This is a genomic window from Streptomyces sp. NPDC086766 (genome assembly GCF_044746005.1).
In the GTDB taxonomy this organism is placed as follows: Bacteria; Actinomycetota; Actinomycetes; order Streptomycetales; family Streptomycetaceae; genus Streptomyces.
Genome location: NZ_JBIVBI010000003.1, coordinates 40763 through 58204, shown reverse-complemented (window position 1 = coordinate 58204; position 17442 = coordinate 40763). Strand labels below are relative to the sequence as shown.

Annotated in this window: 18 protein-coding genes; 9 read left to right on the top strand and 9 right to left on the bottom strand. The window is 73.9% G+C overall.

Going from position 1 to position 17442, the window contains the following annotated elements:
• Nucleotides 1–88: 88 nt before the first annotated feature.
• Nucleotides 89–1093 (top strand): hypothetical protein, encoded by a 1005-nt coding sequence (locus ACIPM1_RS06065; RefSeq protein WP_402429566.1) that lies wholly within the window; start codon nt 89–91, stop codon nt 1091–1093.
• A 61-nt stretch (nt 1094–1154) separates the two neighbouring features.
• Here the strand turns inward: ACIPM1_RS06065 and ACIPM1_RS06060 are convergent, their stop codons facing one another.
• Together ACIPM1_RS06060 and tuf are read right to left on the bottom strand one after the other, a co-directional pair.
• Complete coding sequence (locus ACIPM1_RS06060; protein ID WP_402429563.1) at nt 1155–2000, bottom strand: spermidine synthase; 846 nt, start codon at nt 1998–2000, stop codon at nt 1155–1157.
• A 150-nt stretch (nt 2001–2150) separates the two neighbouring features.
• Complete coding sequence (gene tuf, locus ACIPM1_RS06055) at nt 2151–3320, bottom strand: elongation factor Tu (RefSeq protein WP_356192768.1); 1170 nt, start codon at nt 3318–3320, stop codon at nt 2151–2153.
• 371 nt (nt 3321–3691) lie between these two features.
• Here tuf and ACIPM1_RS06050 point away from each other — a divergent pair, with 371 nt between their 5' ends.
• Entirely contained in the window at nt 3692–4564 is an 873-nt protein-coding gene (locus ACIPM1_RS06050; protein WP_402429560.1) for a TVP38/TMEM64 family protein, read from the top strand.
• A 268-nt stretch (nt 4565–4832) separates the two neighbouring features.
• Nucleotides 4833–5708, top strand: a complete 876-nt coding sequence (locus ACIPM1_RS06045; RefSeq protein WP_402429557.1) for an undecaprenyl-diphosphate phosphatase — start codon at nt 4833–4835, stop codon at nt 5706–5708.
• A 6-nt stretch (nt 5709–5714) separates the two neighbouring features.
• Here the strand turns inward: ACIPM1_RS06045 and ACIPM1_RS06040 are convergent, their stop codons facing one another.
• Nucleotides 5715–6656 (bottom strand): N-acetylmuramoyl-L-alanine amidase, encoded by a 942-nt coding sequence (locus ACIPM1_RS06040; protein ID WP_402429554.1) that lies wholly within the window; start codon nt 6654–6656, stop codon nt 5715–5717.
• A gap of 196 nt (nt 6657–6852) precedes the next feature.
• Here ACIPM1_RS06040 and ACIPM1_RS06035 point away from each other — a divergent pair, with 196 nt between their 5' ends.
• Entirely contained in the window at nt 6853–7032 is a 180-nt protein-coding gene (locus ACIPM1_RS06035) for a hypothetical protein (protein ID WP_402429552.1), read from the top strand.
• A 25-nt stretch (nt 7033–7057) separates the two neighbouring features.
• Here ACIPM1_RS06035 and ACIPM1_RS06030 read toward each other — a convergent pair whose 3' ends face one another.
• Nucleotides 7058–7798, bottom strand: a complete 741-nt coding sequence (locus ACIPM1_RS06030) for a glucose 1-dehydrogenase (protein WP_356192786.1) — start codon at nt 7796–7798, stop codon at nt 7058–7060.
• A gap of 265 nt (nt 7799–8063) precedes the next feature.
• On the opposite strand from ACIPM1_RS06030, the gene ACIPM1_RS06025 reads away from it, so the two are divergent.
• Nucleotides 8064–8546, top strand: coding sequence for a nuclear transport factor 2 family protein (locus ACIPM1_RS06025; RefSeq protein WP_402429548.1), 483 nt, complete (start codon nt 8064–8066; stop codon nt 8544–8546).
• Between the two features lie 165 nt (nt 8547–8711).
• The gene (gene lnt / locus ACIPM1_RS06020) at nt 8712–10286 is read left to right on the top strand and encodes an apolipoprotein N-acyltransferase (protein WP_402429545.1); all 1575 of its coding nucleotides are present in this window, start codon (nt 8712–8714) and stop codon (nt 10284–10286) included.
• On the opposite strand, the gene ACIPM1_RS06015 is transcribed toward lnt, so the two are convergent.
• Together ACIPM1_RS06015 and ACIPM1_RS06010 are read right to left on the bottom strand one after the other, a co-directional pair.
• Nucleotides 10204–11115, bottom strand: coding sequence for a Gfo/Idh/MocA family protein (locus tag ACIPM1_RS06015; RefSeq protein ID WP_402429542.1), 912 nt, complete (start codon nt 11113–11115; stop codon nt 10204–10206). The genes lnt and ACIPM1_RS06015 overlap by 83 nt on opposite strands.
• 10 nt (nt 11116–11125) lie before the next feature.
• Nucleotides 11126–12310, bottom strand: coding sequence for an FAD-dependent monooxygenase (locus ACIPM1_RS06010; RefSeq protein WP_402430700.1), 1185 nt, complete (start codon nt 12308–12310; stop codon nt 11126–11128).
• A 160-nt stretch (nt 12311–12470) separates the two neighbouring features.
• Here ACIPM1_RS06010 and ACIPM1_RS06005 point away from each other — a divergent pair, with 160 nt between their 5' ends.
• The 3 genes from ACIPM1_RS06005 (at nt 12471) to ACIPM1_RS05995 (ending at nt 14219) form a co-directional block, all read left to right on the top strand.
• Complete coding sequence (locus tag ACIPM1_RS06005) at nt 12471–13076, top strand: TetR/AcrR family transcriptional regulator (protein ID WP_402429539.1); 606 nt, start codon at nt 12471–12473, stop codon at nt 13074–13076.
• Between the two features lie 28 nt (nt 13077–13104).
• Nucleotides 13105–13617 (top strand): DinB family protein, encoded by a 513-nt coding sequence (locus tag ACIPM1_RS06000; protein ID WP_402429536.1) that lies wholly within the window; start codon nt 13105–13107, stop codon nt 13615–13617.
• A 125-nt stretch (nt 13618–13742) separates the two neighbouring features.
• Nucleotides 13743–14219, top strand: coding sequence for a hypothetical protein (locus ACIPM1_RS05995; RefSeq protein WP_402429533.1), 477 nt, complete (start codon nt 13743–13745; stop codon nt 14217–14219).
• Nucleotides 14220–14286: 67 nt separating this feature from the next.
• Here ACIPM1_RS05995 and ACIPM1_RS05990 read toward each other — a convergent pair whose 3' ends face one another.
• The 3 genes from ACIPM1_RS05990 to ACIPM1_RS05980 form a co-directional block, all read right to left on the bottom strand.
• Complete coding sequence (locus ACIPM1_RS05990) at nt 14287–14808, bottom strand: hypothetical protein (protein ID WP_356192803.1); 522 nt, start codon at nt 14806–14808, stop codon at nt 14287–14289.
• Nucleotides 14809–14977: 169 nt separating this feature from the next.
• Nucleotides 14978–15661: a uracil-DNA glycosylase gene (locus ACIPM1_RS05985; protein WP_402429530.1), complete on the bottom strand. Its 684-nt coding sequence runs from the start codon at nt 15659–15661 to the stop codon at nt 14978–14980.
• A gap of 92 nt (nt 15662–15753) precedes the next feature.
• Nucleotides 15754–17331 carry an ABC transporter substrate-binding protein gene (locus ACIPM1_RS05980; RefSeq protein ID WP_402429527.1) on the bottom strand — a complete coding sequence of 526 codons (1578 nt, stop codon included), beginning with the start codon at nt 17329–17331 and terminating at the stop codon, nt 15754–15756.
• Between the last annotated feature and the right edge of the window lie 111 nt (nt 17332–17442).

Genomic DNA, 17442 nt, shown 5'->3' with positions numbered 1-17442 from the left:
CTCCCGCCGGCCGGCTCTCGTTTCTGGTACGTCCCTGACAAGACCCGGTGACCGAATCGTGTCCGCGGCGCCACTAGGGTTACTGGCCATGTGGCCAGGACAGCAGCCGCCCGGGGGCGAGCAGAACCCGCAGAACAACCCGTATCAGCAGCCGGGATACCAGCAGCCGAATCCGTATCAGCAGCCCGGCTATCAGCAGGGCAACCCCTATGCGCAGCAGCCGCAGTGGGGTGCGCCCGGACCGGCGGGGGCACCTCGGCCGCCGCAGGGCGGGGACGGCGGCAACCGGACCAAGCTCGTCGCGATCATCGCTGCGACGGCCGTGGTGGTGGCCGCCGGCGTGACCGGCTTCCTGGTCCTGGGCGGCGGCAAGGACGACAGCGCCGGCGGCGGCACGAGCGACAAGGGCAGCCCGTCGGCGTCCGCGGACCCGAGCGTCTCGGCGTCGGAGTCGGAGGACAACCCGCGCGGCAACGAGACCGAGAAGCCGACGGTGCCCGGCTGGAAGGTCGTCGTCAATCCGAAGTACGGCACCGCGTTCGACGTGCCCCCGACCTGGTCGGTCGACTCCCCCGGCATCTTCACCTTCTTCGAGGACAAGAAGAAGGGCGACGGCTCGGCGTACATCGGATTCTCCGCGCCCGCGTTCCTGAAGGAGAACTGGTGCACGTCCGACGACGACAAGGACGGCACGGAGGAGTCGTCGTCGCTGGCCGCGAGCGGCACCAAGGGTGAGGACGGCGGCAAGGACACCGCCAGCATCGCCCGCGGCGACGCGGCCGCGTTCGCCTTCGGCGGGTACACCGACCAGAGCGACGCCGCCAAGAAGTACCTGAAGATCGGGGCGGCCAAGCCCTACACCACGAAGTCCGGGGTGAAGGGCAGCGTGGCGACGTCGTACACGACGGGGGTGAAGAAGACCCACAAGTGCGACAGCGACGGCAAGGCCACCACCTTCGCCTTCAAGAACTCGCAGGGCGACTTCGTCTCCTGGACCCTTCACGGCGCCAAGGGCGTGCGCGAGGAGATCCCGGACGCCACGATCCAGAAGATCCTCAGCACGGTCCGGCTGCACGGCGACCCCACGGGCTGACCCGCGACGGCCGGACCCGCCCGGCCCGCGCGCTGTCCCGGGGACCTGGCGGAGAGCGGGGTCAGCCGATGCCGAACGCCCCGCCGGGGGGCTCGGGCGACGGGACGGCGTCCTCGTCCCGTACCGGCTCGGCCCCGGCGACGAACGCGCGCAGGGCGGCGCCGTGTTCGACCCGGGCGGGGAAGGCGTCGGCGGCGGTGAGCCGGGCCAGGGCGGCCGTGTCGAGGGGGTGGTGCGCGGCGGCGAGCACCGCGTTGCCGAACCGGCGGCCGCGCAGCACACCCGGCTCGGCGATGAGCGCGACCTCCTCGAACACCGCCGCGAAGGTGGCGAGTTGGGAACGCAGGAAGGCGAAGGGCGCGGCGTCGGCGAGGTTGGCCAGATAGACCCCGCCGGCGCGCAGCACACGCTCGGCCTCACGGGCGTAGGCGAGGGACGTGAGGTGGGCGGGGACCCGGGAGCCGCCGAAGACGTCGGCGATCAGCACGTCCGCGGAGTCGGCCGGGGCGTCCTCCAGCCAGCCGCGGGCGTCGGCCGCGTGCAGCGCGATCCCGGCGTCGTCGGGCAGGGGCAGATGGGCGGCGACCAGTTCCAGCAGGCCGCGGTCCGCCTCGACGACGTCCTGCCGGGAGCCGGGCCGGGTCGCGGCCACGTACCGGGGAAGGGTGAGCGCACCGCCGCCGAGGTGCAGCACGTCCAGCGGGCGACCCGGCTCGGCGAGGGTGTCCAGGACGTGCCCGAGCCGGCGCGCGTACTCGAACTCCAGGTGGGTGGGGGCGTCCAGGTCGACGTAGGACTGCGGCGCCCCGTCCACGGTCAGCAGCCAGGCCCGCTCACGGTCCACGTCGGGCATCAGCTTGGCGGTCCCGTGATCGACGTCGCGCAGCACGGGTATCGGCTCGGTCACGGCTCCATTGTGCCGGGGACGGGCCGGCACCGGCCCCCGCACGCCGGCCCCGGCCGGAGCGGGCCGGGCCCGACCGGGCCGAGCCCCCGGCGCCCCGGTCCCCCCTTCCCGGGGAGTTCGGGGCGCCGAAGGCTCGGGCGGCGGGCCGGACTACTCCACGGTGGTCACCGTGCCCGCGGCGACGGTGCGGCCGCCCTCGCGGACGGCGAAGCCCAGGCCCGGCTCGAGCGGCACCTCGCGGCCCAGCTCCACCGTCATCGCGACGGTGTCGCCGGGCCGGGCGACGGCGCTCCCGCCGAGGTCGACGTCGCCGACCACGTCCGCGGTGCGGATGTAGAACTGCGGCCGGTAGCCGGTGGTCAGCGGCGTGGTCCGGCCGCCCTCGCGCGCCGACAGGACGTACACCCGCGCCGTGAAGCGCCGACTGGGCGCGACGCTGCCCGGAGCGGCGACGACGTGGCCGCGGCGGACCGCGCCGCGCGGGACGCCGCGCAGCAGCAGCGCCACGTTGTCCCCCGCCTGCGCCTCCTCCATGGGCTTGCCGAAGGTCTCCAGGCCGGTCACCACGGTCTCCACGCCCGCGCCGAGCACCTCGACCCGGTCGCCGACCCGCAGCGTGCCGCGCTCCACCGCGCCGGTGACCACCGTGCCGCGGCCGGTGATGCTGAGCACGTTCTCCACCGGCAGCAGGAACGGCGCGTCGAGATACCGCTCGGGCATGGGCACATAGGTGTCCACCGCGTCGAGGAGCGCCTCGATCGACGCCGTCCACCGCGGGTCGCCCTCCAGGGCCCTCAGCCCGGAGACCCGTACGACGGGCACACCGTCCCCGCCGTAGCCGTGCGCGGTGAGCAGGTCGCGGACCTCCAGCTCGACGAGGTCGTTCAGCTCCTCGTCGCCCGCGTCGGCCTTGTTCAGGGCGACGACGATGTGGTCGACGCCCACCTGCCGGGCGAGCAGCACGTGCTCGGCGGTCTGCGGCATGATCCCGTCGAGCGCGGAGACGACGAGGATCGCCCCGTCGAGCTGCGCGGCCCCGGTGACCATGTTCTTGACGTAGTCGGCGTGACCCGGCATGTCCACGTGCGCGTAGTGCCGGGTGTCGGTCTCGTACTCGACGTGCGCGATGTTGATGGTGATGCCGCGGGCGGCCTCCTCCGGAGCCCGGTCGATGCGGTCGAACGGCACGAACGTGCCGCCGCCGCGCTCGGCGAGGACCTTGGTGATGGCGGCGGTCAGGGTGGTCTTGCCGTGGTCGACGTGGCCCATCGTGCCGATGTTCAGGTGCGGTTTGGTGCGCGCGTACGCCGTCTTGGGCATGGCTGTACCTCGAAGCCTCTTCGGTGGTGCTCGGTGACGGTCCCGGCGCGGATGCGGACACGCGGCCGGAACGGGGACCCCGGGAACTCCCCGACCCTCCCCCTGCGGGGTCCGCCGGACGATCCGGGGAGGGTCAGCTTCGGGCGCCGTCGACTGCGGCCGCGAGGATCAGGACGGCAGCCTTCGGCGCATCCGCGGCGGCGGATGCTGCGAGGAGGAAGGCGTACCGGAACATGGGACGATCATGTCCGACGCGTCCCCGCGCGTCGACCGGTTTTTCCGCGCGCCGCCCGCCGGAGGCGCCCGCATCCGTACCGCCCGGGGGACGGACCATACGGCGATCACACCCGAATGTCGGTTAGTGTCGCCGGATGCTCGATGCCACCACCCGCTCTGGGGGCACCGCCACGGCCTCTCCCCGGGCCGCCGCCACGGAGCACTCCGTCGCCGTGGCCACGCCCCTGCCCGTCTCGCTCGCCGCGCCCGGCGCGCCGGCCTCGCCGGTCCCGGCCGTCGAGGCCGGCGCGTCCGTCGTTCCGGTCCCGGACGCCCCGGCCGACGTCCCGGGCGGGCCGCTCGCCCGCTGCTCCAGAGCGCTGCTCTCACCGTGGTCGCGTCTGGCACTGCTGGTGGTCCTGCTCGCGGCGGCCGGGACCTCGGTGCTGCTCTTCGAGCCGCAGCGGCTGCTGGAGGACGGCTGGCCCCCGCAGCTCGGCGGTGCCGCCGCGGCGGTCGCGTTCGCGGTGGCGTACGGCCTGTGCACGGTGGCGTTCGTGCCGCGTCCGCTGCTCAACCTCGCGGCGGGCGCGGTGTTCGGCTCCCAGCTGGGACTGGCGTCGGCGCTGGCCGGCACCGTCCTCGGGGCCGGGGTGGCCTTCGGCCTCGGCCGGATGCTCGGGCAGGACGCGCTGCGCCGGCTGCTGCGCGGCCGCTGGCTGACGGCGGCGGACGGGCAGCTGAGCCGGCACGGCTTCCGCTCGATGATGGCGGCGCGGCTGTTCCCGGGCGTGCCGTTCTGGGCCGCGAACTACTGCGCCGCCGTCTCCCGCATGGGCTGGCCGGCGTTCCTGTTCGCGACGGCGCTCGGCTCGGTCCCCAACACCGCCGCCTACGCCGTCGCGGGGGCCCGTGCCTCCGCGCCTACCTCGCCGGCCTTCCTGGTCGCCCTGGCCCTCATCGCCGTGCCGGCCGTGGTGGGCGCGGTGCTGGCGTGGCGCAAGCGCCACCACCTGCGCCGCCTCTGAACGCCCGCGCCGCCGAGGCCGCACCACCGTTCGCGCCCGCCCCCGAACACCGGCACCACCACCCGCGCCGCCCCTGACCGCCCGCGCGCCCCGGCGGCAGTCCCTCCCCCGCGGCCGGGGAGAGCTGCGACTCCCAGCCCGCACAGCCCTGTGAAAGACCCGTGCTCACGGGGCGCTACGCTGCCCCTCACGACACCCGATCACCGCGCACGGCGGTCCCGTGTGTCCATCTCCCCTTTCCCGATCGGCACTTGGACTCGCAACCTCCATGTCTTGGCTTGAATCCCTCATCCTCGGACTCGTCCAGGGGCTGACCGAGTTCCTCCCCGTCTCCTCCAGCGCGCACCTGCGGCTGACCGCGGCCTTCTCGGGCTGGAAGGACCCGGGCGCGGCCTTCACCGCGATCACCCAGATCGGCACGGAGTCGGCGGTGCTCATCTACTTCCGCAAGGACATCGGCCGGATCCTGTCCGCCTGGTTCCGCTCACTCGCCGACAGGGGGATGCGCCGCGACCACGACGCCCGCATGGGCTGGCTGGTGATCGTCGGCTCGATACCCATCGGGGTGCTCGGGGTGACGCTCAAGGACCAGATCGAGGGGCCGTTCCGGGATCTGCGGGTCACCGCGACCATGCTGATCGTCGTCGGCGTGGTCATCGGCGTCGCGGACCGGCTGGCGGCGCGCGACGAGGCGGGCGGCCGCCACCGCGCGCCCAAGCAGCGCAAGACCCTGGAGAACCTGGGCGTCAAGGACGGTCTGGTCTTCGGCTGCTGCCAGGCCATGGCCCTCATCCCCGGCGTCTCCCGCTCCGGCGCCACCATCAGCGGCGGGCTGTTCATGGGCTACAAGCGGGAGTCGGCGGCCCGTTACTCCTTCCTGCTGGCCATTCCGGCGGTCCTGGCCTCCGGTGTCTTCGAGTTGAAGGACGCGATGGAGAGCGACCATGTGGCGTGGGGGCCGACCCTGTTCGCCACGGTCATCGCGTTCGCGTCCGGATACGCGGTCATCGCCTGGTTCATGAAGTACATCTCGACCAAGAGCTTCATGCCGTTCGTCTGGTACCGGGTGGCCCTCGGAACGGTGATCATCGCCCTGGTCGGCGCCGGTCTCCTGAGCCCGCACGCGGCGGAGTCCGCGGGCTGAGCGCGTTCAGGAGCCCCTGGCCACCAGGGTGGTGAGCTCCGCGACCGCGGCCCGCAGGTTCGCGACCTCCCGGCGCAGCGCGTCCACACCCTCGTGCGCGGCGCGGGCGTGCGCGTAGCCCGAGCCGAGCGCGGTGCTCACCGGAACCGAGCCGTCCGACAGGACACCGTCCTCCGGCCACCGGGCCCGCGCCCACTCCGCGACCGTGACCGCGTCCGCGAGCGTCACCGCCGCGCCCTCGACCGCGCCCTCGACCGTCCGGCCGCCCGGGCCCACCCGGTCGGCCGTGCCCGGCCCGGCGAGGGCGGCGGCCGGTGCCGGACCGGCGGCGAGCGTCGCCTTCACGTCGGCCCGCACCTGCGGCATCGCCATGATGGTGTCGCGGGCCTGCCCCGGATCCCACTTGTCCATGGACCACTCGCCGTGCCCGATGACGGACTTCTCGGACCAGCCGTGGAAGTCGAGCACGGCCGCCGAGAGCCGCAGGGCCGTCCGGTACTGGGCCTCGGCCATCGGGTGACTGCCGCTGTACTGGATCTCGACACCGTAGAAGTGGGCGTTGCCGTCGACGCCGTCCCGGTCCCCCTTGGCCGGGTGCAACTGGCCGGTGTAGTCCTCCTCGACAACGTGCCGCAGCACCACCGGGTCGCCGCCGCCCGCATGGTTGGTGCGGCCCCAGCCGACGAGGTAGACGGTGCCGTCGGCGCCGACGGAGAAGTGGCACAGCGGGCCGGGCAGGCGCGCGTCCCCGCTGAAGAGGTGCCCCGCGGCATACGCCCGCGCGTCGGTGACGTCGACGCCGGTGTGGTGCCAGACGAATCCGTTGACCGGCCCCCAGGGTCCCTTGTGGTTGCGGTTGTGGGTGGCCCATCCGGAGATCCCGGCGTGGGCGATCCGCCATTTGTCCAGCTGGTCGACGACCTGAGTGGCCGTCATGGGCGCGGCCATGACGGCCTCCTCCCTGTCGCGGTGGGACGACGGCTGTCGCGTCGCCCAGGCCATGGTGCTCCCGATCGGCCCCGCCGGCCGGTACCGACACCCGTGGGAAGCGTCCGGCCCGGGCGCGGCGCCGGTGACCGAGTCCATGCGGTCCGCGTAGCCGTCCGGTAGCGCAGAGTCAGCTCTTGCCCCTAGGCTGGTCGCCATGTTCCCCGAATCCACGGCCCGTGGTTCCGTGCGGTCCGCCGCCGAGCTGAACGAGCGGATCCGGGCGCTCTGGCTGCGCTCGGGCGGTTCCCTGTCGGCTCAGGAACGCGCGGAGTACGAGCTGTTGGTGGTCGAGTGGGCCGCCGCCCTCCGGGGCGAGGTCATCGAGGCGGCCTGACGTCTTCCGGCCACGTGCCGGGCACTCACCGCCCGCCCGACACCCGCAGCACCGCTCCCGTCGTGTAGGAGGCGTCCGGTGACATCAGCCAGGCGACCGCCGCGGCGATCTCCTCGGCGCGCCCCGCACGGCGCAGCGGGGTCGTCTCGGCGGCGCGCCGGGCCCGGTCCGGATCGCCCATCGCGGCGTGGATCTCGGTGTCGACGACGCCGGGCGACACCGCGTTGACGCGGATGCCGTCCGGGCCGAGCTCCTTGGCGAGGCCCACGGTCAGGGCGTCCACAGCCGCCTTGGTCGCGGCGTAGTGGACGTACTCGCCGGGGCTGCCCAGAGTGGCGGCGGCGGAGGACACGTTCACGATCGCGCCGCTCCCCCGGGGCGTCATCAACTGCGCGGCACGGCGCGAACAGAGGAGGGTGCCCAGGAGGTTGACGTCCACCACCCGCCGCAGGTCGGTCACGTCCGCGTCCGCGAGGCGGCCCAGCGGGCCGGTCACCCCGGCGTTGTTCACCAGCCCGGTCACCGGGCCGAGCCGCTCCTCGGCCGTGGCGAAGAGCCGCTCCACGTCCGCCTCGGCCGACGTGTCCACCGGCACGGTGACGCTTCGCGCCCCGGCCTCGAGCACCTCGTCCGCCACCGCCTCGGCGGCCTCGGCGTCCCGGACGTACCCGACGACCACGTCGTGCCCGTCGGCCGCCAGCCGCCGGCAGACCGCGGCGCCGATGCCCCGGCTGCCTCCGGTGACCACGGTGACGAGACGCTTCATACGGACCTCCGCTCCACCCGCCGACACCCCCGCACGTGATCACCCTAGGCCCGTCGGCGGCCGGGCACATCGCCGCACCCGTCGGCCTCCACCTCGACCCCGCCCCGCGCCCCACCGCCGTACCCCGTCCCGCCCCGCGCATCCGCCCGCACCGGGTGGATCACCCGTCCGGCGCAGCGCGTTCCTCCCCGCGAGCGGCCCTCCGCCCCACACAGTCCCGGCCGCGCCCCTTGGCTGTTCGCGTCCGGTGCCCAACACTGAACCGATGACGCAGCGGATCGAGCTCGCGACGGTGATGGACCGGCTGGCCGTGGACGGCCTGATCACGGAGTACGCGGTGGCGGTGGACGACGGCGACTGGGCCGCCTACCGGGGGCTGTTCACCCCGGACGGGCGCGCGGACTACCGGTCGGCCGGGGGGATCGAGGGCGGCGCCGGGCAGGTCGCCGGGTGGCTCGCCGAGACCATGCGGCACGTCCCGATGAGCCAGCACCTCATCGTGAACCGGCGGCTGCGGTTCGGGATCCTCGACCAGGACACGGGCGACACCGCCCGGGTGCAGGCCGACTACGTCAACCCGATGCGCCTCTCCGGCGACGACGCGGGAGGAGCCCCCGACTTGGTGTGCGGCGGCCGGTACGCGTTCGCGCTGCTGCGCACGGACGAGGGCTGGCGGGTGCGCGAGGTGGTCGTCCACGAGAAGTGGCGCTCCCTGCCCGGACAACGGTCGACGCCGACGCCCGGCTGACCCGGGTCCCGCGGGGCGAGCCGGGCGGGCCGACCGGGCCGGCTGTGCGGGCCGAGCGGGTGAACCGTCGCCCGCCGGGCGGGCCGAGCGGGTGCGCCGGGGCCCTCTGTGCGAGATCGCCCGCAGCACGCACACTGGAATGACCACGGGGTAGGAGGGCGCCGTATGAAGACCTTCGCCGACTGGCCGGCCTCCCCGTGGCGGCGCTCGCTCCTCGCCGCGCTGGCGGGCGCCCTCCCCATGCTCGCCTTCCCCGCGCCCTCGCTTTGGTGGTTCGCCTGCGTCGCCCTGGTCCCGTGGATCCTGCTCGCCCGCTCCGCCCCGACCGGGAGGCGGGCCGCGTACGACGGCTGGTGCGGCGGCCTGGGCTACATGCTGGCCGTGCACCACTGGCTGCTGCCCGAGCTGCACGTCTTCACCGTCGTGATAGCGGGGCTGCTGGGCGCCCTGTGGGCCCCCTGGGGGTGGCTCGTGCGCCGCTTCCTGGCCGGTGCTCCCTCGCCGGGGCGCGCCGCGGCCGCCCTGGTCGTGCTGCCCTCGGGCTGGCTGGCCGTCGAACTCGTGCGCTCCTGGCAGGGGCTGGGCGGGCCGTGGGGAATGCTCGGCGCCAGCCAGTGGCAGGTGCCTCCGGCGCTGCGGCTGGCCTCGGTCGGCGGAGTGTGGCTGGTCAGCTTTCTCGTGGTGGCGGTGAACGTGGCGGTGGCCGTGCTCGTCGCGGTGCGCGCGTCCCGGGTGCCCGCGGTGGCCGGCCTGGTGGCCACCGCCGCGCTGACCTCCGCGGCCTGGGTCTGGGCGCCGCGCCCGCACGTCGACGGCCGGGTCCGGATAGCCGTGGTGCAGCCGGGCGTCGTCGACGGCGTCGACAGTCCCGCCAAACGCTTCGGCCTGGAGGAACGGCTGACCCGCCGGCTGGCCGGCCGTCATGCCGACCTCGTCGTCTGGGGCGAGAGCAGCGTCGGCTACGACCTCGCCCGGCGCGCCGACCTGGCGCGCCGCGTCGCCGCACTGTCCCGCGAGACCGGCGCCGACGTCCTGGTCAACGTCGACGCCCGGCGCTCCGACCGGCCCGGCATCTACAAGAGCTCCGTGCTCGTCGGCCCGGACGGCCCGACCGGCGAGCGCTACGACAAGATGCGGCTGGTCCCCTTCGGCGAGTACGTGCCCGCCCGTTCCGTGCTCGGCTGGGCGACGTCCGTCGGCAAGGCGGCCGGCGAGGACCGCAGGCGGGGCACCGCGCAGGTGGTGATGGACGTCGGCCACGGCCTGCGGGTGGGCCCGATGGTGTGCTTCGAGACGGCGTTCCCGGACATGAGCCGGCATCTCGCCGAGGACGGCGCCGAGGTGCTGCTCGCGCAGTCCTCGACCTCCACCTTCCAGCACAGCTGGGCGCCCGAGCAGCACGCGACGCTCGGCGCGCTGCGCGCCGCCGAGACCGGCCGGCCCATGGTGCACGCGACGCTGACCGGCGTCTCCGCCGTCTACGGGCCGGACGGGCAGCGCATCGGGTCCTGGCTCGGCACCGACGCGAGCACGGCCGCCGTGTACGACGTGCCGACGGCCCACGGGACCACCGTCTACGTCCGTTTCGGCGACTGGCCGGTGTACGGCGCGCTGCTCGTGCTGCTCGCGACCTGCGCCGCGGAGGGCGTGCGGGCGCTCAGGCCGCGGCGGAACGCTCCAGCACGGCTCGTACCACCCGCTCGCACAGGGCGTGGGTCTCCAGCGCGTCCCGGGCGCTGAGCGGCTTGCCGGAGCGCACGGCGTCGAGGAAGGCCAGCACGGCCTGCTCGATGCCGCGCTGCCGGGCGACCGGCACCCAGTCGCCGCGCCGCCGTACGGACGGCTGCCCCTTGTGGTCGACGGTCTCGGCGAGGTTGACGACCTGGCGCTTGGTGTCCTGCCCCGAGACCTCCAGGATCTCCTCGGCCGAGCCGCTGAGCCGGTTCATGACGCCGAGCGCGGTGAACCCGTCCCCGGCGAGCTGGAGCACGACGTGGTGCAGCAGGCCGTCGCGCACACGGCCGCGCACGGTGACGTCGTCGACCGGGCCCGGCACCAGGAACCGCAGGGTGTCCACGACGTGGATGAAGTCGTCGAGGATCATCGTCCGCGGCTCCTCGGGCAGCCCGATGCGGTTCTTCTGCATCAGGATCAGCTCGCGCGGGTGCTCGGCGCACTGCGCGTATCCGGGGGCGTGGCGCCGGTTGAAGCCGACGGCGAGCGGGACGCCGCGCTCCTCGGCGAGGGTCACCAGGCGCTCGGAGTCGGCGAGTTCGTAGGCGAGCGGCTTGTCGACGTAGGTCGGGACGCCCGCCTCCAGCAGCCGGGTGACGATCTCCGGGTGGGCGGCGGTGGGGGCGTGCACGAAGGCGGCGTCGAGGCCCTCGGCGAGCAGCGCGTCCAGGCTGGGGTGCCGCCGGCCGGCCGGGAGGTGCAGGCTGTCGGCGACGCTTTCGAGGGTCGCGGGTGTCCTGGTCTGCAGGTGCAGTTCGACCCCGGACAGGGTGCCGAGCACCGGCAGGTACGCCTTCCGCGCGATGTCGCCGAGTCCGACGCAGCCGACCTTCACTGGGGCTCCCTCACCGCTCGCCTGTCCCCGCCTGCGTCGCAGCATACGGGGGCTGCGGCGGACGCCAGTCGGCGATCCCGTCGAAACCACGCAGCAGCAGTGCCGGGCGGGCCCGCGACAGTGCGGCCAGGGCGGTGTCGCGGACGGCGGTCCCGGCGCGGCTGCTCGTCATGTTCAGGTGGGCGGCCCGCACGGCCCGGCGGGCGACGGCGGTCGTACGGGGCAGCCGGGCCGCCGTGTAGGCGGCGAGGTCGTCGCGATGGTGGGCGAGCACGACCGCATCCTCGAGGGCCTGGTTCCCGCCCTGCCCGAGGGTCGGCGGCATGGCGTGCGCGGCGTCCCCGAGGAGGGCGACCCGGCCGCGGTGGTGGGCGGGCAGCGGCTCGGCGAGGTGGTAGACGTCGTGGCGCAGCACGTCCTCGGGGCGGGCCGCCTCGATCACGGCCGGGACCGGGTGGTGCCAGCCGCCGAACCGGCGCAGGAGTTCGGCCCGCTCGTCGTCGGCCGCGTGCTGCCCGGCGGCCGTGACGGCGGCGGCGTACGCGTAGACCCGGCCGTCCTTGAGGGGCTGGGTGCCCCACAAGCGGCCTCTTCCCCAGGTCTCGTGCGCGGCGAACGCGGCGCCGGGGACCGGGATCACCAGCCGCCAGGTGGTGAAGCCCGAGTAGACGGGTCCGGGGTGGCCGGGGAACAGGGTCCGGCGTACGGCGGAGTGCAGGCCGTCGGCGCCCACCACCAGGTCCGCCTCCAGCTCGCCGCCGGGGGTGCGGACGCGGGCCGGGCGCCGGGCGTCCCCGGGGTCGGCGAGGTGCGCGGCGGTGCCGGTGCGGACCGCGTCGGGCGGCAGGAGCGCGGCGAGGCGGTCGATCAGGGTGGCGCGGTGCAGCAGGACGAGGGGGCCGCCGAAGCGCTCGGCCGCCGCGGCGGCGTCGGTCCTGGCGATCCAGCGGCCGCCCGGGGTGCGCAACCCGCCGTCGCCCTGCCAGGCCGCGAGGTCGCGGATCGGGTCGCCCACGCCGAGCACGTCCAGGGCGCGCAGCGCGTTCGGGGAGAGCGAGATGGCCGCGCCGACGGGGTCCAGGGATCGGGCCCGCTCCAGGACGGTGACCTGACGGCCGGTCAGGTGCAGCGCGGCGGCCGCGGCGAGGCCCGCGATGCCGCCGCCGATGACGACGACGCGTGACGACTGGGGCATGGCCATGGCTCCTCCTGGCGCGCTGACTACAAGTGTAGTGTCCCGGCCCGCCGACTGTACTACGGATGTAGTAAGGGATGGAGTGAGTACGACTACGGCCGTAGTGCGCGGTGACTACGGACGTAGTCCCCGGGAGGGAGCCGCGGGTAGGTTCGTCACCATGGCCGCACACCCCCCGAGCGCCCCGCGCGCCGACCTCGTCGCCGACACCGCCCTCGCCCTGCTCGCCCGGCGCGGGATGCGCGGTCTGACGCACCGGGCGGTCGACGAGACGGCCGGGCTGCCGCAGGGCTCCACCTCCAACGTGGCGCGCACCCGCCTGGCCCTGCTGGAGCTGGCGGTGCGGCGGCTCGCGGACCGCGAGGCGCGGGTGCTGGCCCTGCACGAGATGCCGGACCCGCGCGGCGGACTCGACGCGCTGACCGACGGGCTCGCCCTGGCCACGCACCGCGCGCTGACCCTCAACCGCGAACTGACCGTCGCCCGCTACGAACTGGCCCTGGAGGCGACCCGCCGCCCGGAGCTGCGGGAGCACTTCGACGCGGCGGGCGCCCGCTTCCGCGACCAACTGGGCGCGCTGGTAAGGGCGATGGGCTCGACGGACGCCGACCGGCACGTGCTGTTGCTGGTCGCCTGGGCGGACGGCCTGATGTTCTCCTGCGTGGCCGGGGCCTTCCACACCCGGGTGCCGGCGCTGGACGAGGTGCGCGCGGGGCTGCGCGAACTGCTGGAGGGCATGTTCGGTGCCGGAAAACGGCTGGCGTGACAGCTCGGCCCGGGACAGGATCGGGGACATGACGACCGAGCGCCGAGAGCCCGCCCTGAACGCCGACGAACGCACCATGCTGGAAGGCTGGCTGGACTACCACCGGCAGACCCTGGCCTGGAAGTGCGAGGGCCTGACCGACGAGCAGGTGCGGACCGCGGCCGTGGAGCCGTCCGAACTGTCCCTGATGGGGCTGGTGCGGCACATGGCGGAGGTCGAACGGGGCTGGTTCCGCCAGGTGCTGGTGGGAGAGGACGTGGGGCCGATCTACTGCACCGGCGAGGACCGGGACCGCGACTTCCACCTCGCCGAGGAGGACACCTGGCAGGAGGCGTACGCCACATGGCAGGCCGAGATCGAGGTCGCGCGGCGCACCTGCGTCCCGTTCGCCCTGGACGACCTCTCCAAGGGCCGGAGCAGATCCACCGAGGAGCCGTTCAGCCTGCGGTGGATCTACACCCACATGATCGAGGAGTACGCGCGGCACAACGGCCACGCCGACCTGATCCGGGAGCGCCTCGACGGCGCGACCGGGGACTGAGCGCGGCGCCCGGCGTCAGCCGGACGGGCCGCCCGCACTCGCAGGGGGTCAGGAGATCACTCGTGCGGGGCATCCTCCGGCGGTCCGCCGTCCGCCGGTGGTCCCGACCCAGCAGAGTGGCGCGGGTGCATCGAACGACGACCACCGCAACGCTCCTGCTCTCCGTGGCCGTCTCGGCCCTCTCCGGTTGTGTCACGGTCCAGCAGCGACCGTCCGTCTCCGGCCCGCAGACGGCTCCCTCCCGGCCGTCGGCGCCCCGCCCGGACGGCAGCGCCGAGCCGCGGGACGTGCAGGCGCCCGCCCGGGAGGCCCTGGAGCTGATCAGCCCGCAGCGCACGCCCGGGGCGGCCGCCCGCGCGCACGCCCCGGCCGGCCCGGCGGAAGACCGCTCCCACCCCCCAGCGCACTTCCCCGCACCCCACCCGCCCCTCCCGGCACCACGGAACCGCCACGCGCCGCCGCCCCCGCGCATCGACCTCCCGAAGCTCCCGCCACAGGCGGCGCGGAGGAAGGCGGACATCTGCGCCCTCGGCCGGAAGTACGGCGACTGGAAGCCGGGCAGCCCGGAGGCGGTCATCTGCGGGCAGGCGTACGGCCGGTGAGACGGGCACGGACACCGCGCGCGTCCGGCGGCTCCGTCGGGTCCGGCGGAGATCGGGCGGGAGGCCGTCACTCCGGGCGCTGGCGTGGCGGGCTCCACCAGCCCCCGGTGGGGCCGCCCTCCCCGAGCCGCAGCGCCAGCCGGTGGATCGCCGCCCGGACCCCGTCGCCGTACCGGTCGTCGCCGAGCGCGCCGGCCGCGCCGCGGGCCCGGTGGAGGTGGACGCGGGCGGCCTCGGCGCGGCCGAGCTTCACGTAGTCGGCGGCGAGGTTCAGGTGGAGGGTCGGGTAGAGCGTACGGACCGCCGGCGCGCCCTCGGGTCCGGCGAACCGGTCCTCCCTGAGCTCCTCGGCCGCCGACAGCGCCCTGAGGTCCCAGGCCAGTTCGTCCTCGGGGTCGTCCTGGGTGTCGGCGAGGTAGTGGGCCAGGGTGCAGCGGTGCAACGGGTCGCCGTCCTCGCCGATCTCCCCCCACAGGTCGAGGAAACGGCCCCGGGCCTCCTCGCGGTCCCCGGCGTGATGCAGCAGGACGCTCTGCCCGATCCGCGTCAGCACGGCGTCCGGCGCCGCCTGCTCCTGTCGCTCCACCACCAGCGCCTCCAGCCCTGTCCCGGACCCGATCCCCCGACGCTAACCGCAGCGCAGACCGATCCGGCTCAGGCACCCCCGAAGAACACCGCCCCGGCTGCGCCTGACCCGGCCGAGCCCGGGCACGCGGCGCACCGGATCCCCGCCCGGCCCCCGTCGCCGGGCGGGACGCTCAGCCCAGGTTCGGGATGTGCCAGTCGATCGGCTCGTGGCCCTGCCGGGCGACCGCCTCGTTGATCCGGGTGAACGGCCGGGAGCCGAAGAACTTCTTGGCCGACAGCGGGGAGGGGTGCGCGCCCTTGACGACCGCGTGCCGGGACTCGTCGATCAGCGGGAGCTTCTTCTGCGCGTAGTTGCCCCACAGCACGAAGACCGCAGGGTCGGGGCGGCCGGCCACCGCCCGGATCACCGCGTCGGTGAACTTCTCCCAGCCCCGGCCCTTGTGCGAGTTGGCCTCGCCGCCGCGGACCGTGAGCACCGCGTTCAGCAGCAGGACTCCCTGCCGGGCCCAGGGCATCAGATACCCGTTGTCCGGAACGGGCGTGCCCAGCTCCTCGTGCATCTCCTTGTAGATGTTGCGCAGCGACGGCGGGATCCTGACCCCCGGCCGGACGGAGAAGCACAGGCCGTGGCCCTGCCCCTCGCCGTGGTAGGGGTCCTGACCGAGGATCAGGACCTTCACTTCGTCGTACGGCGTGGCGTCCAGCGCGGCGAAGACCTCCTCCCGGGGCGGGTACACCGGACCCTTCGCCCGCTCCTCCTCGACGAACTCGGTCAGCTCCTTGAAGTAGGGCTGCTGCAGCTCGTCGGCCAGAACCCCGCGCCAGGACTCGGGCAGCATGGCGATGTCGGTCACGTCAACGTCCTCACGATGTGCGGTCACTTCCAGGCCTCAGAACCTACCGGCGACCACTGACAGCGGACTGCCGCCCCGGAGAACGCCCCCGCCTACCAGCTGGTCTTCCGGGACAGCTCCCACATCATCATGATGGTCGACGGGTCGAGCGCCCGCTCGCCGCCGGAGATGTCGTCGCTCGCGGCCACGTACTGCTTGCCCTGCCACAGCGGCAGCAGCCGCGCGTCGTTCACCAGGATCTGCTGCGCCTGCTCGAACTCCTTCACCACGGCCCCGCGGTCGCTCTCGCCGCGCGACTTCGGCAGCAGCTCCGTGGTGATCTTGGTCGCGGGGTAGGGCGTGCCGAGCGCGTTCTGCTGGCCGACGAAGGGGGCGATGAAGTTGTCCGCGTCGGGGAAGTCCGGGAACCAGCCACGGCCGAACACCGGGTACTCGCCCTTCTGGTAGCCGACCACGTAGGTCTTCCAGGGGCGGCTCTTCAGGGTGATGGTGAACAGGCCGGACGCCTCCAGCTGCCGCTTGAGCTCCTGGAACTCCAGGGCGGTCTCCGAGCCGTAGCGGTCGGTGGTGTACCAGAGGGTGAGCGGGACCTTCTGGTCGATGCCCGCCCCGGAGAGGATCTTGCGGGCCTTGGCCACGCTGGGGTCGCCGAAGTCGTCGAAGAAGCCGGTGGTGTGGCCGGTCAGGCCCTTGGGGACCATCGAGTACAGCGGGTCGACGGTGTCCTTGTAGACCTTGTGCGCGATCGCCCCGCGGTCCACGACCTGGGCGACCGCCTTGCGGACGGCGACCTTGTCCGCCCAGGGGTCCTTCGGGTTGAACACCAGGTAGCTGATGTCGGTGCCGGCGCCCTCGACCAGCTGGAGGTCCTTGGCGTCCTTGCGCTGCAGGGCGATGATGTCGTCGGCGGCCAGGCCGCGGTAGGTGACGTCGATCTGCCGGTCCCGCAGCGCCTTGACCATGGTGGCCGAGTCCTGGAAGTAGCGGATGGTCACCGCATCGTTTCTGCGCTGGGCGAATCCCTTGTAGTTGCCGTTCTTGACCAGCTCGGCCTGCTTGCCGTCCTCGTAGGACTTGAGGGTGTACGGCCCCGAGCCGAAGACCTTGTCGTCCTTGCGCAGAGTGCGGGCCGGGTACTCGTCGGGGTCGACGATCGACATCGCCGGGGTGGCGAGGACGAACGGGAAGGTGGCGTCGGGCTTGTTGAGGTGGAAGACGACCTGCTGGTCGCCGAGCACCTGCACCCGGTCCAGGCTGCCGAGCAGCCCCGCCGGGCCGCCGGCCACGTTGATGGTGCGGATCCGGTCGATGGAGTGCTTGACGGCCCGCGCGTCGAGCGGGTCGCCGTCGGCGAACTTCATCCCGGAGCGCAGCACGCAGCTGTAGGTGGTGTTCCCGCTGTCGGTGAACTTGCAGCTCTCGGCCGCGTCCGGCTGGGGCGTGGTCGCACCGTTCGGATAGGCCAGCAGCGTCTGGTAGATGTTGCGGAACAGCTCCCAGGAGCCGTCCCAGGAGGCGGCCGGATCCAGCGTGCTCGGGGCACTGGTGGTGCCCACGACGATCGGTCCCTGGTCGTCCGGGGTGCCGTCGGAAAAGACGCTGCACCCGGCGACCAGGGATATGGACGCGAGGCCCATTACGGGCCGCAGGCATCGGTTCCGGTTGAACACGCGCACGCTCCTCGATCCGCCATACCCAGGGTTGGCAGACCATACCGCAGTGCCCCGCCCGCTGAACCCGGTCTGAACCAGACCTTGATCAGCGCGTGATTGACTACGTTG